The sequence below is a fragment of the Rossellomorea sp. NPDC071047 genome (assembly GCF_050270195.1).
GTDB lineage: Bacteria > Bacillota > Bacilli > Bacillales > Bacillaceae_B > Rossellomorea.
In genome coordinates this window covers 578216-598027 of the sequence record NZ_JBNNJT010000002.1, presented here as the reverse complement: position 1 = coordinate 598027, position 19812 = coordinate 578216, and the positions used below count along the sequence as shown (strand labels likewise).

16 protein-coding genes and 1 riboswitch are annotated in these 19812 nt (G+C 45.0%); of the genes, 6 read left to right on the top strand and 10 right to left on the bottom strand.

Going from position 1 to position 19812, the window contains the following annotated elements; genetic code table 11:
* The first annotated feature begins 133 nt into the window (after positions 1–133).
* Genes ACQKFO_RS10915 through ACQKFO_RS10905 form a run of 3 tightly spaced genes read left to right on the top strand, consistent with a single transcriptional unit; the run spans position 134 to position 2651 of the window.
* Positions 134–1039, top strand: a complete 906-nt coding sequence (locus ACQKFO_RS10915) for an ABC transporter permease subunit (protein WP_427598653.1) — start codon at positions 134–136, stop codon at positions 1037–1039.
* Positions 1036–2061 carry an ABC transporter permease subunit gene (locus ACQKFO_RS10910; protein ID WP_427598651.1) on the top strand — a complete coding sequence of 342 codons (1026 nt, stop codon included), beginning with the start codon at positions 1036–1038 and terminating at the stop codon, positions 2059–2061. Before ACQKFO_RS10915 ends, ACQKFO_RS10910 begins: the two co-directional genes overlap by 4 nt.
* Positions 2058–2651, top strand: coding sequence for a hypothetical protein (locus ACQKFO_RS10905; protein WP_427598650.1), 594 nt, complete (start codon positions 2058–2060; stop codon positions 2649–2651). Before ACQKFO_RS10910 ends, ACQKFO_RS10905 begins: the two co-directional genes overlap by 4 nt.
* 143 nt (positions 2652–2794) lie before the next feature.
* On the opposite strand, the gene rlmD is transcribed toward ACQKFO_RS10905, so the two are convergent.
* The 3 genes from rlmD to htpX form a co-directional block, all read right to left on the bottom strand.
* Complete coding sequence (gene rlmD / locus ACQKFO_RS10900; protein ID WP_427598904.1) at positions 2795–4159, bottom strand: 23S rRNA (uracil(1939)-C(5))-methyltransferase RlmD; 1365 nt, start codon at positions 4157–4159, stop codon at positions 2795–2797.
* 194 nt (positions 4160–4353) lie between these two features.
* Positions 4354–5517 carry an N-acetylmuramoyl-L-alanine amidase family protein gene (locus ACQKFO_RS10895; protein ID WP_427598649.1) on the bottom strand — a complete coding sequence of 388 codons (1164 nt, stop codon included), beginning with the start codon at positions 5515–5517 and terminating at the stop codon, positions 4354–4356.
* 228 nt (positions 5518–5745) lie between these two features.
* A complete protein-coding gene (gene htpX, locus ACQKFO_RS10890) occupies positions 5746–6627 on the bottom strand; it encodes a protease HtpX (protein WP_427598648.1) in 882 nt (293 codons plus the stop codon).
* 154 nt (positions 6628–6781) lie between these two features.
* On the opposite strand from htpX, the gene ACQKFO_RS10885 reads away from it, so the two are divergent.
* Positions 6782–7492, top strand: a complete 711-nt coding sequence (locus tag ACQKFO_RS10885) for a DUF1836 domain-containing protein (protein WP_427598647.1) — start codon at positions 6782–6784, stop codon at positions 7490–7492.
* 85 nt (positions 7493–7577) lie between these two features.
* Here ACQKFO_RS10885 and ACQKFO_RS10880 read toward each other — a convergent pair whose 3' ends face one another.
* On the bottom strand, positions 7578–7829 hold the full coding sequence (locus tag ACQKFO_RS10880; RefSeq protein WP_427598646.1) for a hypothetical protein: 252 nt from the start codon (positions 7827–7829) through the stop codon (positions 7578–7580).
* 378 nt (positions 7830–8207) lie between these two features.
* A complete protein-coding gene (locus ACQKFO_RS10875) occupies positions 8208–11933 on the bottom strand; it encodes a S8 family peptidase (RefSeq protein WP_427598645.1) in 3726 nt (1241 codons plus the stop codon).
* 461 nt (positions 11934–12394) lie between these two features.
* Here ACQKFO_RS10875 and ACQKFO_RS10870 point away from each other — a divergent pair, with 461 nt between their 5' ends.
* Entirely contained in the window at positions 12395–13054 is a 660-nt protein-coding gene (locus ACQKFO_RS10870; RefSeq protein WP_427598903.1) for a GTP pyrophosphokinase, read from the top strand.
* A 273-nt stretch (positions 13055–13327) separates the two neighbouring features.
* Here the strand turns inward: ACQKFO_RS10870 and lysA are convergent, their stop codons facing one another.
* The 4 genes from lysA to ACQKFO_RS10850 form a co-directional block, all read right to left on the bottom strand.
* On the bottom strand, positions 13328–14614 hold the full coding sequence (gene lysA, locus ACQKFO_RS10865; protein WP_427598644.1) for a diaminopimelate decarboxylase: 1287 nt from the start codon (positions 14612–14614) through the stop codon (positions 13328–13330).
* 115 nt (positions 14615–14729) lie between these two features.
* A riboswitch (Lysine riboswitch) is annotated at positions 14730–14906 on the bottom strand.
* Between the two features lie 120 nt (positions 14907–15026).
* Positions 15027–16427: a DUF4179 domain-containing protein gene (locus ACQKFO_RS10860; protein ID WP_427598643.1), complete on the bottom strand. Its 1401-nt coding sequence runs from the start codon at positions 16425–16427 to the stop codon at positions 15027–15029.
* Positions 16408–16944: a sigma-70 family RNA polymerase sigma factor gene (locus ACQKFO_RS10855; RefSeq protein WP_427598642.1), complete on the bottom strand. Its 537-nt coding sequence runs from the start codon at positions 16942–16944 to the stop codon at positions 16408–16410. Before ACQKFO_RS10855 ends, ACQKFO_RS10860 begins: the two co-directional genes overlap by 20 nt.
* Before the next feature lie 354 nt (positions 16945–17298).
* A complete protein-coding gene (locus ACQKFO_RS10850; RefSeq protein WP_427598902.1) occupies positions 17299–17832 on the bottom strand; it encodes a helix-turn-helix domain-containing protein in 534 nt (177 codons plus the stop codon).
* A 149-nt stretch (positions 17833–17981) separates the two neighbouring features.
* On the opposite strand from ACQKFO_RS10850, the gene ACQKFO_RS10845 reads away from it, so the two are divergent.
* Entirely contained in the window at positions 17982–18941 is a 960-nt protein-coding gene (locus ACQKFO_RS10845) for a DMT family transporter (protein ID WP_427598901.1), read from the top strand.
* Positions 18942–18976: 35 nt separating this feature from the next.
* On the opposite strand, the gene ACQKFO_RS10840 is transcribed toward ACQKFO_RS10845, so the two are convergent.
* The gene (locus ACQKFO_RS10840) at positions 18977–19627 is read right to left on the bottom strand and encodes a 2OG-Fe(II) oxygenase (RefSeq protein WP_427598900.1); all 651 of its coding nucleotides are present in this window, start codon (positions 19625–19627) and stop codon (positions 18977–18979) included.
* Positions 19628–19812 lie beyond the last annotated feature (185 nt).

Genomic DNA, 19812 nt, shown 5'->3' with positions numbered 1-19812 from the left:
ACTGATAGGATTTTCACCGGCACGAATTCCTATACAGAGAATAACATCCAGTAAATTAACATTATTGTAAAAATTAAAATTATTTTGAAATTATTGTAATCTAAAGATATAATATTTTTAAAAGACTCTGGGGGTGTTTTTACTGAGAAAGTTCAATGTCTTCGGTCTTCCCATTCAATTTTTGCTCACATGCATCGGATTATTCCTTTTCAGCGGGGCCGGGTCTCTGCTTGCGTATGATACTGAATTGGTGATCATGCTGGGAAAATATCTTCAAACCCTGCAGGAGATGGGACGTGAAATGCTCCAACCAGGCTCCATCATCATCAAAATCGGGGATCCAATGGACTACAAAAGCTACCCGATTTATCCGTTGTTTTTTCAGCTGTTCGGTTATTCGTTCTCGCTCTTACTCCTGGCCTTTTTTCTTGCTGCCTTCACGTCTTCCCTTGTTAGCTACTTGTTTATGTTTCTGCCAAAGAAAATATATCAGATCTGCTTCCGTTTGCTGGATTCACTTGATTCCCTTCCGGATGTTCTGATTATCGTATTTATCCAACTTTTCATTGTCTGGTTTTTCAAAAAGACGGATATTTTGTTGTTTGACATCTACACCCTTGGGGATGAAAAGATCTATCTGCTCCCGATCATTTGTCTTGCGATCATGCCGATTGCTTTTTTAACGAAGCATTTTTTGTTCCAGCTTCGGGAAGAAGAGGAAAAACCATATGTCGAATACTCCTATTCGAAGGGTTTCTCAAAAGCGTATACAGTATGGGTTCACTTGTTCCGAAATGTGTGGATTCATTTTTATTACCACATCAAACCGATTTTTCTGCTTATGCTTTCAAACCTGTTGATCATTGAGATTCTTTTTAATATCAACGGATTTATGAATGTGCTCCTCGATGTTTCCAGCAATACGCCAAGTGCCTTCTTCATCGGGATGCTGATGATTTACATACCATTCTTCATCGTGTTTACATTAGGAGCTATTTTACTTAAAAAATGGCTGTCCGGAGAGGAGGTCAGTTCATGAGAATTCTGAAATCATTCCGGTTCTGGCTTCCCCTTGGTCTTCTCCTGGTCATGCTTTCAGCGAGCTTTGTCGTACCGGCCATATATCCAGAGCTACTCGAACCCGGGCCGCCGTATTTAAAGGATGATTCTGGAAGAGTAATCGCGGATCCTCCATATACAATGGAGGAAATGCCCCCTTTGGGCAGTGATAAACTTGGACGGAATTTATTTTATTTACTCCTTGCCGGTGCTAAATATACGCTGCTATCGGCAATAGTCATTGCGCTGCTCCGGATGGTCGGCGGGTTCGCGTTCGGTATTGTGTATGCTTTTCTTCCTGATTGGGCGAGACAGATGATCAAGGGGGTCGGGGATACGTTCAACTTCATCCCACTTGCAATTATTGCCTTTGTTCTTCTCACCCCACTCCAGTTTGCCTTCGAGACAGGGGCGATGTATTCATTTCGATTTCTGATGATTGAAATAGTGGTGATCGCCATCATTGTGATCCCCTCACTTGGGATGTATATCGGGGAAGAAATGAAGGAGTATCTAAAAAATGATTTCGTTACCGTATCCAAACAAATCGGGGCAACCCGATTCTATATCATCAAGCGCCATTTACGTCCACAGTTCAGTAGGCATGCCCTTGTCATGTTTTCTGAGCAAATATCCCAGACCCTGTACCTTCTCATTCAACTTGGGGTTCTCCATATTTGTTTGGGAGGTCTGAAAACAGAGGAGTTTGGGATCATGGAGCACATACCTGAATATTTTTCCTATACGAATGAGTGGGCGGCCACGATGAGCATCAATATTCAAATGGTCTTTTTGCATACGTGGCTTGTCCTGACACCACTTGCTTTTTTTGCCGTTTCGATTTTTTGCATCAATGAGATAAGCAGGTTTTTAAAAGAAATTCTTCTTGAGGATACGCTTCCTGTCGGGAAAGACGAGACCCCTTCCAACAAGCCGGTACCCTCATCACGACTGGAAGATCCATTTACGTTCAAAAACCGCTCAAAGGAGGAATTCCATTGAGGAATTGGCTGATGTATATTCTGGCTGTCAGTCTGATTGTCCTGACCGGATGCCGGGTTGAGATGGCAACGGAACTCCCTCAAAAGCAGGCGGCGCCGTCCGGAGTCAGGATCGATATAACCGGAACGGTCCTGCTTCAAGGAAAAGAGCTTATTGTAGAAGGCCAATCCAACCTTCCTGAGGATAGCATCATGTTTGCCGGGCTTAAGGATTACGGTGAGTTCGAATCCTACGCAAGGGTCATCAACTGGCAGGGAGACGAAAGTGAGGAATACGTCACGGAAAGTACCGGGGTGGTGGACGAAGACGGGAATTTCCAGATCAAGGTGGAACGGATCAATCCGGAATCGCGCTACAAGCTGGAGGTCATCTTTAACCCTGCCATCCAAAAACCCAAGGTTCAGGAAATCTATGGGCTCCGGGGGGAGGACATCGCCCCGAACATCGGCTACTTCGATTTCGAGTACAACGAAAACACCATCTCCGGGATGATCAAAGTCGCCCCGATCGTGAGCATCTCTGACCCAAACGGAAATGGAGCAAAATGGAACCTGACGAACATCCCGAAAAAATCCAGGGCAGTGAAATGAGGGACGGACCTCTATTCCTCAATTGGATTTTGTGTTGGGAGGCAAATGAGAGGTCCGTCCCCCTTCATCATAAACAAAAAAATACCTGACCCACATAGGGTCAGGTATTTCCTTTCATGCGGACAAGAATCTCTCCTCGCCGCTTATGAATTCAGTGTCAATGTCGCTACACATTCCACGTGCACCGTTTGAGGGAATAAGTCAACAGGTTGAACACCATCCAGAGTGTATCCGAATGGTTCAAGCTCCTTGATATCCGTCGCGAATGTATCCGGGTTACATGATACGTAGACAATACGTTCCGGTTTGGCACGTCCGATTCGTCTCATGACCTTTCCTCCTGCACCAGAGCGTGGAGGGTCTAACATCAATAGCTGTGGATGACCGAAGCTCTCAAGCATTTGGTCGATTCCTTTTCGAGCATCCTTGGCAAGGAAGGTCGTGTTTGAGATGCCATTATCTTCAGCATTGCGTTTCGCCGACTCAATCGAACTTTCCACAATTTCAATGCCGGCAAGTTCTCCGACTCTGCTTGCAAATGGAAGAGAAAATGTTCCTACTCCACAGAAAAGGTCGATCATCTTCTCTGTTTTCTTCGGCTGTCCCATTTCAATTGCCAGGTCTACGAGCTTCTGAGCTTGTGTCGGATTCGTCTGGAAAAACGTATCAAACCAAAGACGGAAACGGTATCCATCCATTTCATCATAAATGAAGTCACGACCAGCTAAAAGATGAATTTCTTCTGCTTGCGTCCGATCGGCCCATGCCGTATTTTCAAGCCATAATAAGCTTTTGACTTGAGGGAATTTTTCACCTACGCGGGCTACTAAATCGTCCACTGCCTCCTGATAGTTTTCAGGAGCCTCAGTCGCGAACAGACCAAGCATCAGCTCACCCGTTACAAACGATTGACGGACCATTAAGTGACGAAGTAACCCTTCGTGCTCGTCCTTGTTATATCCTTTTAATCCATGGTCCTTCACCCAATCGGCGACTTCCATGGTCGCTTCCACCATTTCTTCACTTGCGATCAAGCAGGTTTCAAGGGAAATGACCTTCCGGAAATTCCCTTGCTCATGCAGTCCGAGGGCGCCCTCAGGAGAAAATGTAAATTCCATTTTATTGCGGTAACGCCACGGATTATCCATCCCCATTGTATCCCGTACCAGGTCAGGATTAAAGCCTTGCTCTTCCAAGGCATGCTTCACATGATCCGTCTTCTGCTTTAACTGACCTTCATAATCCCAATGCTGCCACACACATCCACCGCAGCGTTCAAAGTGCGGACAAGGTGCAGGGATTCTCTCAGAGTGGGCTTCGAGGATTTCATCCGGCATTGCCTTTCGTCTACGGCGATCAGGTTGATCCACCGTAACCTCCACCTTTTCGCCAGGCAGGGTCTGAGGAATCGTCAGCCTTAACTTCTTCGGATTCCCGAGCTCATTCTCCCGCCAGACCACAGCCTGCCCTGAGCCCTTTTGATCCAAATCTTCTATCGTAACAACCATTGTTTCTGGTTTGATATTCGTCAATTTCTGGTCCTCCTTGAAAACTTCTGTCTAACTTTATACTTTATTAAAAAAAGTGGAGGAATGCAACAGGGATATGGGCTCCTCCCCTTCCTGCATCCACAATGACAACGAAGGTCCGTCCCAGAACGCATTAACGCTCTAAAGGACGGACCTCATTATTGCCGGACATATTAATAGGCTTTATAACGTCCGAATTCTCCGGTTATATAAGCTCTCCTGCCGTTGTAGATAACTTCCCAGTAGCCGGAGCCGCTATTTCTCCCTTTAAGGGATCCTGTGACTGGAATCGTCCTGTCCTTTGCGATGGTACCCAAGCCCATTGATGTCAACCGATCAGGGCGATCCTGTATGATGGCGGCATTCGCCACCCCCACAATTCTGATTTCCCCGATGGCGACAGGTCCCGATGAAGGCAGCGGTGATGATCCCCCGGTAGATTGACCCCTTCCTTCCACCTTCACAAATTTCGGGGCTGCTGTTACATAATACACGTGTCCCCTTGAGTTCTTGACCACATACATATAAGCACCTTCCACCTTAAGCTTCCGTATAATCTCCGGAAACCCATATCCGTACTTCAAAGTGCCTGCACGGTAGGTATCACGGAAGGTCGGCTTACTGTAAAAGTCCAGTCCTTCAGCACCTCTATATATGCTCTCAACCCGTTTTCCGATAACATCCCTGATTGTCCACACACCTTTGACATCTGTTTCAGGAGGTGCCACAACGTTTCCTGCAGCCACATACGGTACGCTGAAAAAATCACATATCCCACGAGCCTGCTCCCTTGCCGATTCCCTTTGAAATTCCTCATTGATCATGAGTAACGCTTCTCTCTCATTATCCATAAAGCCATTTTCTACAAGCACCGCAGGCCCATTGAACTCCCTTGTCATATGAAGATTCTGCTCAATGATCCCTCGATATACCTGCCCGGTACCCTGCTTCAAGTACTTCGCAATGCTTTCAGCGAGCCTTCTATCCTGTACATCATTGAAATATATATGAAGAGAATGCCCTTCAGCATCTTTTCCTGCACCATCGAACTTTCCATCAAAGGCATTAAAGTGGTTGGAAACCAAGGCATTTGCCCTCATAGAATTGGCTAATTCTGTACGGGACTTTAATGGTGTATCCTCATCAGTCGGAGCGGTCAGTATAGTCCTGAATCCACATCTCTCTAATTCAACTTTCAAAAAGAAAGTCACTTTCTCATTAAACTCATTTTCACGGATCTGTCTGCCAAGCGACTGGATATAAGGCGTACGTTTCCCGGCTGTCCCGATCCCATGACCATCATCTAAAGCTATCAAATAATCACTAGCTTTTACCATTTAATCTATCACCCCTTCTACTAGTAAAATATTCACAGCTTGTACAAATGGTCACGGCCGGACAAAAAAACATCAGCCCCTGCCCGGAGATGGAATAGATATTTACAGTGAACAGATTACGAACGCCCTGTATATCGGCATACATCAAAAAAATGCCGACTCCACTAATGGAATCGACATTTTTTTCATTTATAACGAAACGGGACTTCTAAACTGTCCCAGTCCCACTTACTTCGCTTCCAATCGACTGATCCGATCATCCAGATCAGGGTGAGTCGAGAAGATGGCTGATTTTCGTCTGCCGTTGATCTTTAATGTGGAGATGGCTGTGTCATCTTCACCCTTCATACGACTTGAGTATGCTTTTAACATTTGCAGGGCGTGGACCATTTTGTCCTTACCGGCAAGGTCCGCTCCACCACGGTCAGCGTGATACTCACGGTGACGGGAGTAAGCGAAGACAACTAAACTTCCCAAGATCGAGAAAACGATTTGGAATAGAATAACAGCAACAAAATGAACGATTGGTGCCATTTCTTCTCTTACAAATCGTGAAGCAATCCATGCGGCGATTCGTGCCAGGAATACGACGAAGGTATTGACCACACCTTGCAGCAAGGTCATCGTCACCATATCCCCGTTCGCAACGTGGGCCACCTCATGGGCAATGACACCTTCAACCGCGTCATCATCCATCTCACGAAGTAGTCCTGTCGAAACGGCAACGAGTGATCGTTTCTTAGAAGGACCCGTCGCGAAGGCATTCACTTCAGGAGAATGGTAGATTCCCACCTCGGGCATGTGTACTAAACCAGCCGCTCTTGATAATCGATGGACTTTCTCCACAACTGCCCGTTCCTCAGAAGATAAGGTCCCATTCGGATCCAACACTTGGACGCCCATCATTTTCTTCGCCATCCAACGTGACATGGCCAATGAAATGAATGATCCGGAAAAACCGATGATCGCACTGAAGATCAATAATGCGCCGAAATCAATTCCGCCTGAGGCAGTGATGTAGTTCCCTGCTCCCGTAACGGAAAAAATGATACTAATCGTCAGTAATACTAAAACGTTTGTTAAAAGGAAATAAAATATACGTTTCCCCATCTTGTCTCCTCACTCCTATTTCAAGTTCATATGAACCTGTATCTGAATTAATTATACGTCCTTTTTAGGAAAAATACAAGTAAAAGGTGAAATTGACGAGACCCGACCGAACCAGTAGTATAAAAGAAGATATTGTAAAAGAGACGGGGTAATCATGATGAAAACGTTTATACTGACACGTAAAAATATGGCCGACCTGCTGCTTTCTCTGAGCGGCATAAACAGCAGGTCCCCTATTGAGGTGCTTCAGGATTCATGGACGGATTTACATAAAGAAAAAGACCTTCCTCCCATCATTCAAAAACTCCTCAGGCCGTCCAAGGGAGAAACCGGTTTTTCACTCAATGAGATCGTCTCCCTGGGAAATCTGATCGAATTCACCAACTTCCCCCAAAGCACTGTCCAGAACTGGGTGAAGCGGGATGTAAAAGGGTTGATCGGTTCCCCGCAGCTGGGAAAAAAATATACCATCGAACAAGCCGCCATGCTATTCATCGTCGAAGACCTCAAAGCTACCCTGGATTTTGAATCCATCCGGAAGATCTTGACCCTGGTGTTCAACAACATAGAAGACCGCACGGATGACATCGTCAACCCCACAGATCTTTACCTTGCCTATGCGACGGTCTTTGACCAGATCCATCATCAAACCCTTCCTTCGATAAAGAAGGCGGATGGTTCGGTCAACGAGCATATCGATGGATTCATCAATGAAGAATGCAAAACCATGTTATCGACCTTTGACGGAATCAAGGAAGAAAACCTCAACATTGTCCTGAATGTCCTGATCATATCCGTACTGACGGTTCAGGCAGGGTTTTATCAGGCTGCGACCAAGAAGTATGTACAAGATGCTTTATCTTAATGTTTTAGAGGGACGGACCTTCAATTTTGCAAATGAAGGTCCGTCCCTCTTGATGAAAATCTAGATATCTTTTCAGTTAGGATTTCTACTCTGATCTCTTCCAATAATTAAAAAATACATATAACATCCCTAACAAAAGATATGTATTGAAAAAGGAAAACATCTGATTGATGAACCATACTTCTATCCCATTCGTAATGATGGATAGGAATGACGTTACAATGAAGTAAATGACCACGTAACTGATGACCCCTTTTACTCCTTGTCCAATCCTTTCCTCAATCCATGTTCCAATCCAAATGGGCAGGAAGAAAATGCTTTCTAATTCTCTGTTCATTTATTGCTCCTTCTTTTTGTACAATATCATAACTCCGTAATCAAATATGGTCATTGAAAATTTAACATCGATTATTTCAATGGTCTGATCTTCCAAGAAGTTATTCACTTTTTTATTCAAACCTGACTCTGTCATGCTTCTATAGGTAGTTATTTTCAAAGAAACACCCCCTGTTACGAATTACATTAAAATCTATCATTATACTATACGGATATGTGCTCAAAAAGTTTCAATGACCGTCCTGAGGGATCCTCTTTTCCTCTGAATTTCCGTCAGTTTCTCTAAATCGATGAGGGCTGCTTTTTCATTGACTGTTCCTCTCCTATTGCGACATAAAAAAAGATGCCTCCACTTTATCGAGGCATCTTTCCTTCTTAATTATCTCAACCCATAAGCCTTAATAATTTCTTGTGTGATCTTATTCCCCTCATCATCCCACGCGCTAACCTTCAATGAAACATTCGTTGCGCTCTTAGGATTCTGAACAGATGCTTTAAATGTATCGCCATCCTGGTTCAGCTTCACCTTCTTCCATGACTTCCCTTCATTGAAGGACACTTCCAAGGTAGCGCCTTCTACATTGCCATAGCCAATCGCATCTTCTACTTTGCCAACCGATAATTCAAGGTTAGTCGGACGGTTAGCTAAAGCATCTCCGTTGACATCTGTATCCACTTTGTAGTCAAGTGTAAGGAATGGAAGGTTATATTGCCATTCTTCTGATGCTTCTGTCCAGAAAGTCCATTCTGTATGCGTGCGCGTAGATGTATTCCAGCGTTCTTCATCACGTTTGGCTTCTGTAACGAATCTGAACTGGGTGCGTTCCTCCGGTGCGATTCCGAAAGCATAAATCGCCTGGCCTTTTCCTTCTTTCAGTAATGTCTCCCCCCGGTACAATTGCGTGGTCTGATTTTGGACAGATACATTATATTCCGTACCGCCAGTGTTCCCTTTACCTGCGTCAGCCCATGCAGGGACATTGATTTGGAGAGAATCCCCTTGTCTTCTAGGACCCCAGTAGCCCTGTCCAAGACTTGGTCGGACGACCGGTGAGAACCAGTTTTCTGTGATTTTTTGTCCTTTTGTATACGTAACGAGTGGTTGACGGATCTCCCACGTTGCATCAAGTACATTTGCCTGGTGATACCAGCCTGTACCTTCTACAGCCGATACATATTCAGTACGGGCACTTGGCATTGAAAGCCTTTGAAGGAAACCTACCGCACCCATTGTATGTGGTCGAAGGTCATAACGGAATTCTCCCCCATCCGTTTCAATATGTGAATTGTAGCGCGTATCTATTTTCGCTAAATCCTTGCCTTTTGGTGCATAAGTCAAGTCCTTCGGGATGGATCCTTCATGGACATCCATAAGGTCATACACGTATGGAGAATCAGTGTTCCCTTCCACCTTCAGCTTTATATTCCCTGAACGGACCGCCTTTACAAGCTTATCCCCTTCTTTTTTGCTGATGGCTGCAACAGCTAGTGGATTGTCTGTATAGTCCGGAGTTCCTGCATATACGCTGAATTCTTTATCTTCATTATTCACAACGATAACCAGCTTTGCTCCTGCAGCTGCAGCATTTGTTGCTTGCTCTGAAACGCTCACTTCTGCATTTCGATCCACAACGACAGCCTTTCCTTTTGCCTTTAATCGATCAAAGTCTGCAGCGCTTCCTTTTCCGGCATACACGGTGGACAGATTATATTTTCCATCCAATAAGGTACTTCCGGCTAACGGGATATCATCCAATTCTTTTCCGTTAAAATTGATCGTCAACAGTGGCTTGGTCAGGCGCCAGCGTGTCAGCTGCTCGAAGTATCCACTTTTCACTTCCTTGGTCGGTACGGCATATAGTTTATCGACCCACACCGGCATTAAATATAAACTTGTCATTGGCATATCACCGATGGTTTGATGGTACTCCATCCGTCGATAATTCGCTTCTGTTTTCTTCGGTACCTCTACTTTGATTTCCTTCGCTTTTCGTGCATCCAACTCGACGGTTTTTGGACCGTTCAACTTCACTTCCGGATTTCCAACAAGGGCTACACCTGCTTGATCCGTGTCCACATCTACATCCATAAGTGACATGGCGGAATACGTACCAGGCGGCAGACGAAGTTCTAATGAACCATCGACAGCGAAAACTTCAGGCTCCATTTTTTCACTGAACAGTACGACATAAGCCTGTCCTTTCGATCCGTCACGATCGGTTGCATTCAATGTAAGAGGATATCTTTCCTCTTCCTTGACCATTGCCATCGTGGTGCGTACGAGTTCTGTTCCGTCCTTTTTGGCTGTCAGGAATCCTTGGTAGCGTGACCCTGATTCTCCAAGCTTGGAATCGAGTGCTACATTCACGTCCACCGTTCCGCCTGCTGGAACCGTAACAGTTTGATCAGAGACCGTCAGCATACCTGTTGGTGCCACTTCTCCATCCGCATTTGTAAAGGTTGACTCCAGTTCAAGAGTGATTTCTTCCTCACTATCATTTGTATAGGTCACTACCTTTTCTACTGGAACTGCTTGATCATGAGGCCATTTAAAGAATCCGAATGAGACCGAGCCCGTTGCCCTAACCTGTGTATCCAGTGCAGCAGCTACGTCCACCCGTCCTGTTCCGACATGATAAGGCTGGTAACCATCAAGCTTCTTTGTCGTATTCATCAGAGCTTGTTTCAATGTCGTTCCATCCCATTCAGGGTATTTTTCTGCTAAAATGGCAGCTGCACCGGCAACATGTGGAGTCGCCATTGATGTACCATCTAAACTTTTGTAATCTCCGGTCCCACTGGAGTATTGGGAACGAGCCGCCACGATTCCCACACCTGGAGCTGAAAGATCCGGTTTAAGCCCCATATCCCCATAGCGTGGACCTTTGGAAGAGAAATACGCCAGTTCATCCTCTTTATCCACTGCACCAACCGTCAAGGCTGAATCTGCTGCACCAGGGGAACCGATCGTACCTTCCCCGCCCCTGTTGCCGGCCGCAATGACGAATAAAGTTCCATTTTCATCTGTCAGTCTATTCACAGCTTCTGCCATTGGGTCTGTCCCATCACTTGGCATATCGCTTCCAAGACTCATGTTGACAATTTTAGCATTCTCAGAAGCCCATTCCATTCCGTCAATGATCCAGGAATCCTGCCCAAATCCTTGATCACTCAATACCTTTCCAACTAGTAATCGGGCATCGGGAGCGACACCTTTATGTTTTCCATCGCCCGCACCGGTTCCAAGAACGGTAGAGGCAACGTGGGTTCCATGACCATTGACGTCCTTCACTTCTTCACCAGGTACAAAGCTTACAGCATCATCAATCTGACCTGCTATATCCGGATGCTCCGAGTCGATTCCAGTATCAAGTACGGCAACCTTGACTCCCTCTCCTGTAAAACCTTGCTCCCATGCGGAATCCGCTTCAATTTGCGGTACACTTTGATCAAGGGCTGCTTCTACACGGCCATCCAGCCAGATTTTATCAACGCCGTATTCAAATTGGGGTGTTTTTTCCGAATCTTTCTTTTCGCTTTGAACAGTGACGTCTTTCCAGAACGATTCTGCCTGCTTCTTCTCTGCAGAAAGGGCCGCTCCATTAATGCTTTCCAAGTCCCTCACTTTCTTCGATCCTTTTGGGGCCGGAGCTGCTGAGAAAGTCTTAGCCTTGGTTTCTTTGTATTCTACGATGACAGGTACAGACGCTTGATTCTTGTCATCATACCCATACTCGATCAATTTTGTAATATTGAATAAGTCTTCATCCATTTTTCCAGCGGCCATAAAAGGCATGGCAGAGTTCGGGAATACGAAAGTTTCGTCTTTGATGGTCATGACCCGGACACCTTCGCCATTCTTATCAGCAGGCTCCACATTGATGATTTGTTTGCCATTTTGGAGGGTCGACACCTTTACCACATCACCAGTGATGAGGGTGATGGTATGTTCCCCTTTGATAACTTCATTCTTATCAACATTAGACTCCTCGAGTTCCTTCCCATTGGAAGAGATACCGAGTGCATCCACCTGGAACATCGAACCTGAAATCATCGTCGCAGCAATCGATCCAACAAGAAGTGGTTTCACGTTAAGCTTTTTCATGAACATTCTCCTATTCTATTCATTTCGTCAGTTGATTGATTCATATGAGTAGACTCTTGCTGAGGGAAAAATAAAGAAGGTATGTAGTCCTAAAAATATTTAAGTAGACTACCAGGATGAATTCGTCAGTGATCACCTCCCAGTTTACATAGTCGTATGCTAATACGGGGATGCAAGCTTGTTTCTCTAGGAGTCATTTTGTATGTCTGTGGTTAATTAAATTGTAAGTCTCAGCACAGCCAATACTCAATTGGGGTTATTTTTCGGGAGTAGAGAACTAGTCCCCATGTGATTACTCGATTTCATTCAACTTACTTATGAAAATAGATACATATTTGTCACGTTTCCACACTAGATGCCGAGGGGGCAAATTGGATATACTGATACCATTACAATCTAAGGGAGCAGTCAACGTGAATGAGATTAACCTTAAAGAACTGAGAACGAACCTGAACCGCTTCATGCTTTCATATAAATTCGCCCTTGAAGAAGTCCGGACAAAGATCAATATCTTAAGGGAGGAATTCCAGGTCATCCATGAATACAATCCGATCGAACACATTTCGACCCGCCTAAAGTCCCCTGAAAGTATCCTGAAGAAAATGTCAAAGAAGGGCATGAAACCTTCCTTTGATCAGATGAAAGAACAAATCCGGGATATTGCAGGCGTACGCATCACCTGCTCGTTCATCGAGGATATCTATAAGGTGTCGGACTTGATTCAATCCCAGCATGACATTACGGTGGTGGAAGTGAAGGACTATATCAAGACTCCGAAGCCCAATGGGTATCAAAGCCTTCACCTCATCGTTCAGGTTCCGATTTTTTTGACGGATCGCGTGGAAGTCGTGTATGTGGAGATTCAGATCCGCACAATCGCCATGGATTTCTGGGCAAGTCTCGAGCATAAAATTTACTACAAATATAAAAAGCAGATTCCCTCCCATATTCAGGATGGGTTGAAGGAAGCCGCTACACAGGCGGCTTTACTTGATCGCAAAATGGAACAGCTCAATCATGAAATCAATATATTAAAAAAAGAGGATGGAGAGGATTCAAGTTTGATGACGCCGAATGAGGTTCATCAATTTCTGATGCAGCTCTCAAAAGAGGAGGATTGACGATATAAAGAGGGTTGTATGCTTCAATGCAGCTTCTTTGTGGGTCAAATCTGGATCTTCAGACCAGGACAGAGTACCTATCCCTGTGTCCCACCAGGTAGGTTCATCCATTACTTACAATACTTTCGGAAGAGGATTTATGAATAGATAAAAAAGAAGGCTGCGTCTAATGAGACGCAGCCTTCTTTTTTATACAGATGTGTGTTTGAGCTATGGACTTTCAGGGCAGGAACTAGTACCCATTCCATAACAGGAAGGGAAAACCAACCCTATTTATCGATCATTCCGAACTAAATCTGCATACGATTCACGTTCGATCACGACCCGTGATTCCCCATCATGCACGAACACAACGGCAGGGCGGGGGATCCGGTTATAATTACTCGCCATCGAATACCCGTAGGCTCCTGTACTGAACACCGCCAGTATATCACCGTAATTCGTCGGGGGAAGCATCAGATCCCAAATCAGCATGTCACCTGACTCACAGCATTTCCCTGCAATACTCACAAGCTCCGTGCATTCCTCTTGTGGACGGTTGGCCAGGACCGCATGGTATTTCGCCTGATATAGGGCGGGGCGGATATTATCCGTCATCCCTCCGTCAATCGCGACATACGTACGCACATCCGGGATGATTTTCTTTGATCCCACTTTGTACAACGTCGTACCCGCTTCTGCCACCATACTCCGGCCCGGCTCCACCCATACTTCAGGAAGAGGATATTCATTCTTTGCAAAATAGTTCTTCACACTATCGGTAATAGATTTCACATAAGTTGGAATCGGCAAGGGCTGGTCTTCTTCCGTATACCGGACACCGAATCCTCCGCCGATATTCAGCACCGGCATGGTCACGTCAAATTCGATACGAATTCTCTGAAGGAAATCAGCCAGTACTTGAATCGCCTGATCAAACCCTTCCCGTTCAAAAATCTGGGATCCTATATGAGAATGGAGCCCAAGCAATGAGAAGTATGGCTTGCGGATAGCCAGCTGGATCGCCGTACTTGCCTGCCCGTTCGAAATGCTGAATCCAAATTTCGAATCTTCCTGCCCCGTCGTAATGTATTCATGAGTGTGGGCTTCGACGCCAGGTGTGACCCTGATCAGGATCTGAACCTGTTGCTCACGTTCCTTTGCAAGGTCATGCAACAGTTCAAGCTCGAGGAAACTATCTACGACAAAACAGCCGATTTCTGCTTCCAACGCCATTATGAGTTCCTCTTCCGATTTGTTGTTCCCGTGGAAATGAATGCGATCAGCGGGAAATCCCGCCTCCAATGCCGTATACAATTCCCCGCCGGACACAACATCCAGAGATAAACTTTCCTGTTCAGCCAGTCGCACCATTTCTTTACATAGAAACGCTTTACTTGCATACGCCACCTGATACTTCAGACCACTTTCATTGAATGCATCCCTGAACAACTTCGCATTCTCACGGATCATTCTTTCATCGTAGACCATCAAAGGCGTCCCATAGGTTTCCACCAACTCACCCGTACTCATCCCACCAATTTCAAGATTTCCGTGAACATTTACATCAACTGTACTCATATCCTAAACTCCTTTTGACTCTCTCTAAAAAAACACAAAAAAACCGTATGAAGCGATGCTCATACGGTTTATCATCAAAAGTTTTGGAAACATGATGAAGACTATGTATTAACATCTCTTCAATAGTGCTCCACAACTTTTTCATTGTGACAGTCCAGCATTTCTTCAATGCTGGCCCAACAAAAAATAGAATTGGCTATTTTCTGCTTCGGCGATCTGCCTTTCCCTTCTTTTCTCAGAATCCATTATTCTCAAAGAAGATACTCATCATACTCGCGCCTCTATTATCAGAGAGTGACGTATTATTTTGTTTGAATTACTATAACATTCGCTTGAAATAGTTGTCAATTGGTTTTTGAGAGAGAAATAGGCAAAATCCCCGGAATGGAGCCCGGGGATTTCGTGGATCATTTTATTTCAGATTGATTTCGAACGGTTTCATTTTGACCGGCTTATCATTTCTGCTCAATGTCTCGAATGGAACAATTAGAGAGTAGTCCTCAAGGCTGGCATCCTGAGGTAACGTAAACGTGGATTGATAACGGAGAGTATCCTTATCCACTGTTTTCGTTTTAGCACTTCTGATCATATGATTCAACATCTCATTATAATCCAATTCATCCTTTGCATTTCTTTTTATATCTTTTGATGGGATCACCTGAATGAATTGAGCAAAATTCTCTAAAATGTCATATTTGAATTGTTTTTCTTTGATGGCATCGAGGGTGAAGTCCAGTGTCACCTTCCCTTTTACGTTTTGGATATCTTGTACCTTGACCTGATAACCAAAACGAGGGCTCTTCACCTGGAATGGAGGTGAATCCTTCAGTGAGATGATGCCGTCTTCATCTACTCGCTCCATATCAGCTTGGACTTTCAGCGACTGTGCATTATCACTGAGTTTACTAGTGAACAGCTCCCTGACAGTCTTTTGATAATCACCGTCAACTTCTTTGATATTCAGTGTCTCTGCACTGGACTTTGATAACCGGTTCCCTAGGTCATCAAACACGATTAGATTTAACGTATCTTTCTCAGACTCCACCGAATATGTATACTCCAGTGTAGTCGTAGCTTTTCCTTTAGTGACAGATGTCACTTGCAGCTCAAATTCACCATGGGGCGATTCTGTCCTTACATCTGTTTGGATCTTTTCTGATGGAATCCTCTTGACCGGTACATCAAAGGTCCAGGTACCTTTCACGTCGGCCATATGGGTGAAAGTTAACGGAAGGGTGAAGTTTTCCGGCGGTTCTTTCCCGTCCCGGTAAAATTCGATCGAGCCTATGAACTCATCCCCGTCTTTTTTAAGACCCGAACTTCCCGACCCCCATTGATTCTGATCCTTCCCGTCGAAGAGGTGATAGCTGTAACCGTTCACTGGACGATTCCCTTCGTCCATATGTTCAATGGAAAGGTCATCACCCTTCGCCTTGAAGGTGACCCCGATGATGTTCCCGTCATAATACGTGCTTGTAATCATTACATCGACACCGTTGGAAGTGGCGGCCTGATTAACTTCCGTCACTTTATCGCTTGAATAGAGTTCTTTCCCGACCTGGGAACCTACTTTTTCATAAATGCCGCCCAGTACAGGCAGTTTGGCCAGTGCATTGTTCACAGGGGCGAATAGGAAGCCCGATATGAGTACCATGGAGGCAGCAGCGGTGGTAAAAGCGGCACTTATCTTGGCTGTTTTTTTCCGGACTTTTTGTTTTCTACCTTTTTGTATTCCTGTTGAGACCGCCTCAAAAACCTCTTCTTTTGGTACCTCGATGCTGTTCATTTCTTCCTCAAACCATTTTTTGTCCATACTGATTCACTCCTTCCAATAGCATTCTCAATTCCAGCTTTGCCCGGTGAAGATACGTCTTGACCGTCCCTTCAGGCGTACCCATCGTATCAGCAATCATCTTGATCGACTGACCCTGGAAATAGAATAATATAATGACCGTTCGATAGTTTTGATTCAAAGACGCCATAGCTGTAATCAAGTCAATCCGCCCTTCTACATCCTGTTCTTCTGAGACGATGGCGGTATCGAGAAACTCATCTCCTGTCAGCACGAGCCGGTTTTGTTTCTTTAGGATGCTGTATGCCGTATGTATCAGGATCTTGATCAGCCAGGTGCTGAAATACTCCGGATTTTTCAACCGGGATATCGAGGTGAATGCTTTACAAACCGTTTCCTGCACAACATCCAGAGCATCCTCTTTATTTCTTACATATAGAAATGCCGTCCGATACAACTTCTCACTTTCTGAGTGGATCAGCCTTTCGAATGCCTGTTCATTCCCCTTTATTGCTTTTTTTACAAGTTTTACATCCATTGATTAACCTCCTGTCATTCATTAGAGTCCGGTGGGGTGGGAAAAGTTTCAAGGAATTTTTTGTGTGGTGGAAAAGGTGGTGTCTACCATATATTTCAAAAACACGCATAAATCATGTAAAGAGACGCATTAAATATAAAATCGACGCAATTATCTTTGATAATGACGCAATTCCCCTCGAAAATGACGCAATCATGGATGATTCTGACGCAATTAATTAGATTGGATGGGGTCAGCCGCCACGAAGATTGAATGTAAATGATCCAAAAGCCAAAGAACGTTTGAAAAAACCGTTTTTAACCTACATCGTTAGGCTTTTTGCCAAAAAAAGAAGCTTATCCCCATTGATAAGCTTCAATCTGTCCGTCCCGTGTAAATCATCACAAAATGCAGGACCGCTTCCGTTGATTCCATATTGATGTAGCTGTGCCCTTTATCCGCATGAAATTTGATCGAGTCATACTGACCTAGCTCGAATTCGTCATCCTGCACTTTAACACGTACCCTTCCTTCCATCACGGTGACAAATTCAATCACCCCGGGCTGGTGGGCATCGGCACGGTACTCACTGTCCGGTTTCAGGAAGGCCCTGTGGGTTTCCAATGAGTTATAGCCAGAAGAAGTAAACATCGGTTCCAAGGTCAAGGACTCATTGGCACTGATCACTTTGCTCCCTTCATTTTTCCGGGAGATCTGGACTTCTTGTTTTTCCACGAGGAGGGCAGATATGGGGATAGCTAAACCATTCGCGATTTTCCAGATGATCGTCAAAGATGGATTCGCCTCTCCCCTTTCGATCTTGCCCAGTGTCAAAGTACTGACATCGGTCATGGCCGCCATCTCCTGCAGGTTAAGCCCCCGCTCATGTCGTATATGTCTCAGTGTCATTCCCACATGCAGCGCCAATTTTTCCGGGTCCTGCCACGTCAAACCGTCATTGTTCATATTCCTACCTCTTTCTATAGACAATGTATGTAAGTATATTATAATATATATAAAATAAACTATAGTATACGAAACAGAAAGGAGTGTTCATCATCAAAGAGCTTGCTCTCGGTGTCATATCATCTATGTTCTTTGCCGTCACCTTTATTCTGAACCGTTCAATGGAACTGGCTGGTGGAAGCTGGATGTGGAGTTCATCCCTGCGATTCCTGTTCATGCTCCCCTTCCTATTCCTTATTGTAGGTTTAAGGAAGAATGTAAATCAAGTATGGATTGAAATAAGGAAGCGACCATTTGAGTGGCTGACATGGAGTTTTGTCGGGTTTGTGCTCTTTTATGGCCCTATCACCTATGCGGCTGCGTACGGACCGGGCTGGCTCGTCGCGGGCACGTGGCAGTTTACCATCGTCGCTGGCATCTTGCTTGCTCCCTTGTTTTATACTTCGGGACCGGTGAAGCGCAGGCACTCCATTCAAATAAGAGCACTGGCCATTTCCTCGATCATTTTAATAGGGGTTCTTTTCATCCAGCAGGAAAATGCCGGTGGATTGTCACCTTCAGAAATGGTCGTAGGTGTCTTACCTGTGATCATCGCAGCCTTTGCTTATCCACTAGGGAACCGTAAGATGATGGAGGTGTGCGGCGGAAAGCTTGATACCTTCCAACGTGTGCTGGGGATGACGATCGCAAGTACTCCCTTCTGGTTGATCCTGGGGTGCTATGCGTTTTTCAAGGTGGGGGCACCAAGCACGTCGCAAGTGACACAATCTTTTATCGTCGCCATCTGCTCAGGAGTGATTGCGACATCACTTTTCTTCATTGCGACAAATCAGTCCCGCCATCATCCTGGGAAGCTTGCGGCAGTGGAAGCGACCCAGTCCACCCAAATCCTGTTCGTCATCATGGGGGAAGCGGCGATCCTGTCCGTTCCATTCCCATCAGGATCCGCCCTGATCGGCATCCTTCTGATCATCACAGGCATGATCAACCACACGCTGAACGTAAAAAAAATGAACTCAGGAATTATTAAACCAATTAAATCGGCAAGCTAAAAAAAGAGGGGCATCCGGGATGCTCCTCTTTTACTTTATTTAAATACCTTTCTTCTCATCCACTGAGTCGCAGCCCATTTATCTCCGATGACAACCGGTGCCCCGCCATGAAGCGTCAAGTCGTTCAGCTCCTGATTATCATAGAAATATTCGAAGTAGACGGCCATCCCCTTTTGCGGAGAGACAGAGAAATTCAATTTCGGAAAGTACGTTTCCCCACCTTCCTCTACGTCATTCAAGTACATGACAAGGGTGCTGATTCTCGGATTCTTCACCGGCCGCGATGACGCCGAGAAGAAATCGAAGTGGGCCTTGTATTCCTGACCCGGTTTATAGTTAAGGATTTGAAGACCTTCCCCGTGCTCCACAGGTATATTCATAATTTGAGAGACTCTCTTTTCCACTCTAGTCACAACGTCATGTTCGCCTTCTTGAAGGAAAACGCTGCTGCTCGTTCTAAGTTCATCGACAGTACGGGTATTCCCTATCTTCGAACGCTGCACACGATCCTTTGAAAGCTGGATGAGTTCATCACATTCTTCATGACTCAACACATTGCCAAGAACGACAATCAGTGGCTCCTCCATTTTCGCGATAATCTGTATATCCCGGTCTTCCGTCTTGATCTTATTCCCCGTATGGTGAAAAATCGTTTGTTCCTTTACAGCTATTTCAGTAGTATCCATTGTCAACTTTAATCAACCTCTTATCGTATTTTTAACATTCTGAATTTTTATGTTAGTGGAAGCATTCTTGTATTCTTCCAATCTGGAAAAACGATCGCAACAATAGGCATAACTGTAGATTGTATTTGGCTGTTTCCTCCTGCATGTGTATTTTCATATATTTTACACCCGGTATGAGGGGAAAT

Coding starts and splice junctions, on each gene's coding strand:
- ACQKFO_RS10910 (WP_427598651.1), top strand. CDS start 1,036: ATGAGAATTCTGAAATCATTCCGGTTCTGGCTTCCCCTTGGTCTTCTC.
- rlmD (WP_427598904.1), bottom strand. CDS start 4,159: ATGGTTGTTACGATAGAAGATTTGGATCAAAAGGGCTCAGGGCAGGCT.
- ACQKFO_RS10895 (WP_427598649.1), bottom strand. CDS start 5,517: ATGGTAAAAGCTAGTGATTATTTGATAGCTTTAGATGATGGTCATGGG.
- htpX (WP_427598648.1), bottom strand. CDS start 6,627: ATGGGGAAACGTATATTTTATTTCCTTTTAACAAACGTTTTAGTATTA.
- ACQKFO_RS10885 (WP_427598647.1), top strand. CDS start 6,782: ATGATGAAAACGTTTATACTGACACGTAAAAATATGGCCGACCTGCTG.
- ACQKFO_RS10880 (WP_427598646.1), bottom strand. CDS start 7,829: ATGAACAGAGAATTAGAAAGCATTTTCTTCCTGCCCATTTGGATTGGA.
- ACQKFO_RS10875 (WP_427598645.1), bottom strand. CDS start 11,933: ATGAAAAAGCTTAACGTGAAACCACTTCTTGTTGGATCGATTGCTGCG.
- ACQKFO_RS10870 (WP_427598903.1), top strand. CDS start 12,395: ATGCTTTCATATAAATTCGCCCTTGAAGAAGTCCGGACAAAGATCAAT.
- lysA (WP_427598644.1), bottom strand. CDS start 14,614: ATGAGTACAGTTGATGTAAATGTTCACGGAAATCTTGAAATTGGTGGG.
- ACQKFO_RS10860 (WP_427598643.1), bottom strand. CDS start 16,427: ATGGACAAAAAATGGTTTGAGGAAGAAATGAACAGCATCGAGGTACCA.
- ACQKFO_RS10855 (WP_427598642.1), bottom strand. CDS start 16,944: ATGGATGTAAAACTTGTAAAAAAAGCAATAAAGGGGAATGAACAGGCA.
- ACQKFO_RS10850 (WP_427598902.1), bottom strand. CDS start 17,832: ATGACACTGAGACATATACGACATGAGCGGGGGCTTAACCTGCAGGAG.
- ACQKFO_RS10840 (WP_427598900.1), bottom strand. CDS start 19,627: ATGGATACTACTGAAATAGCTGTAAAGGAACAAACGATTTTTCACCAT.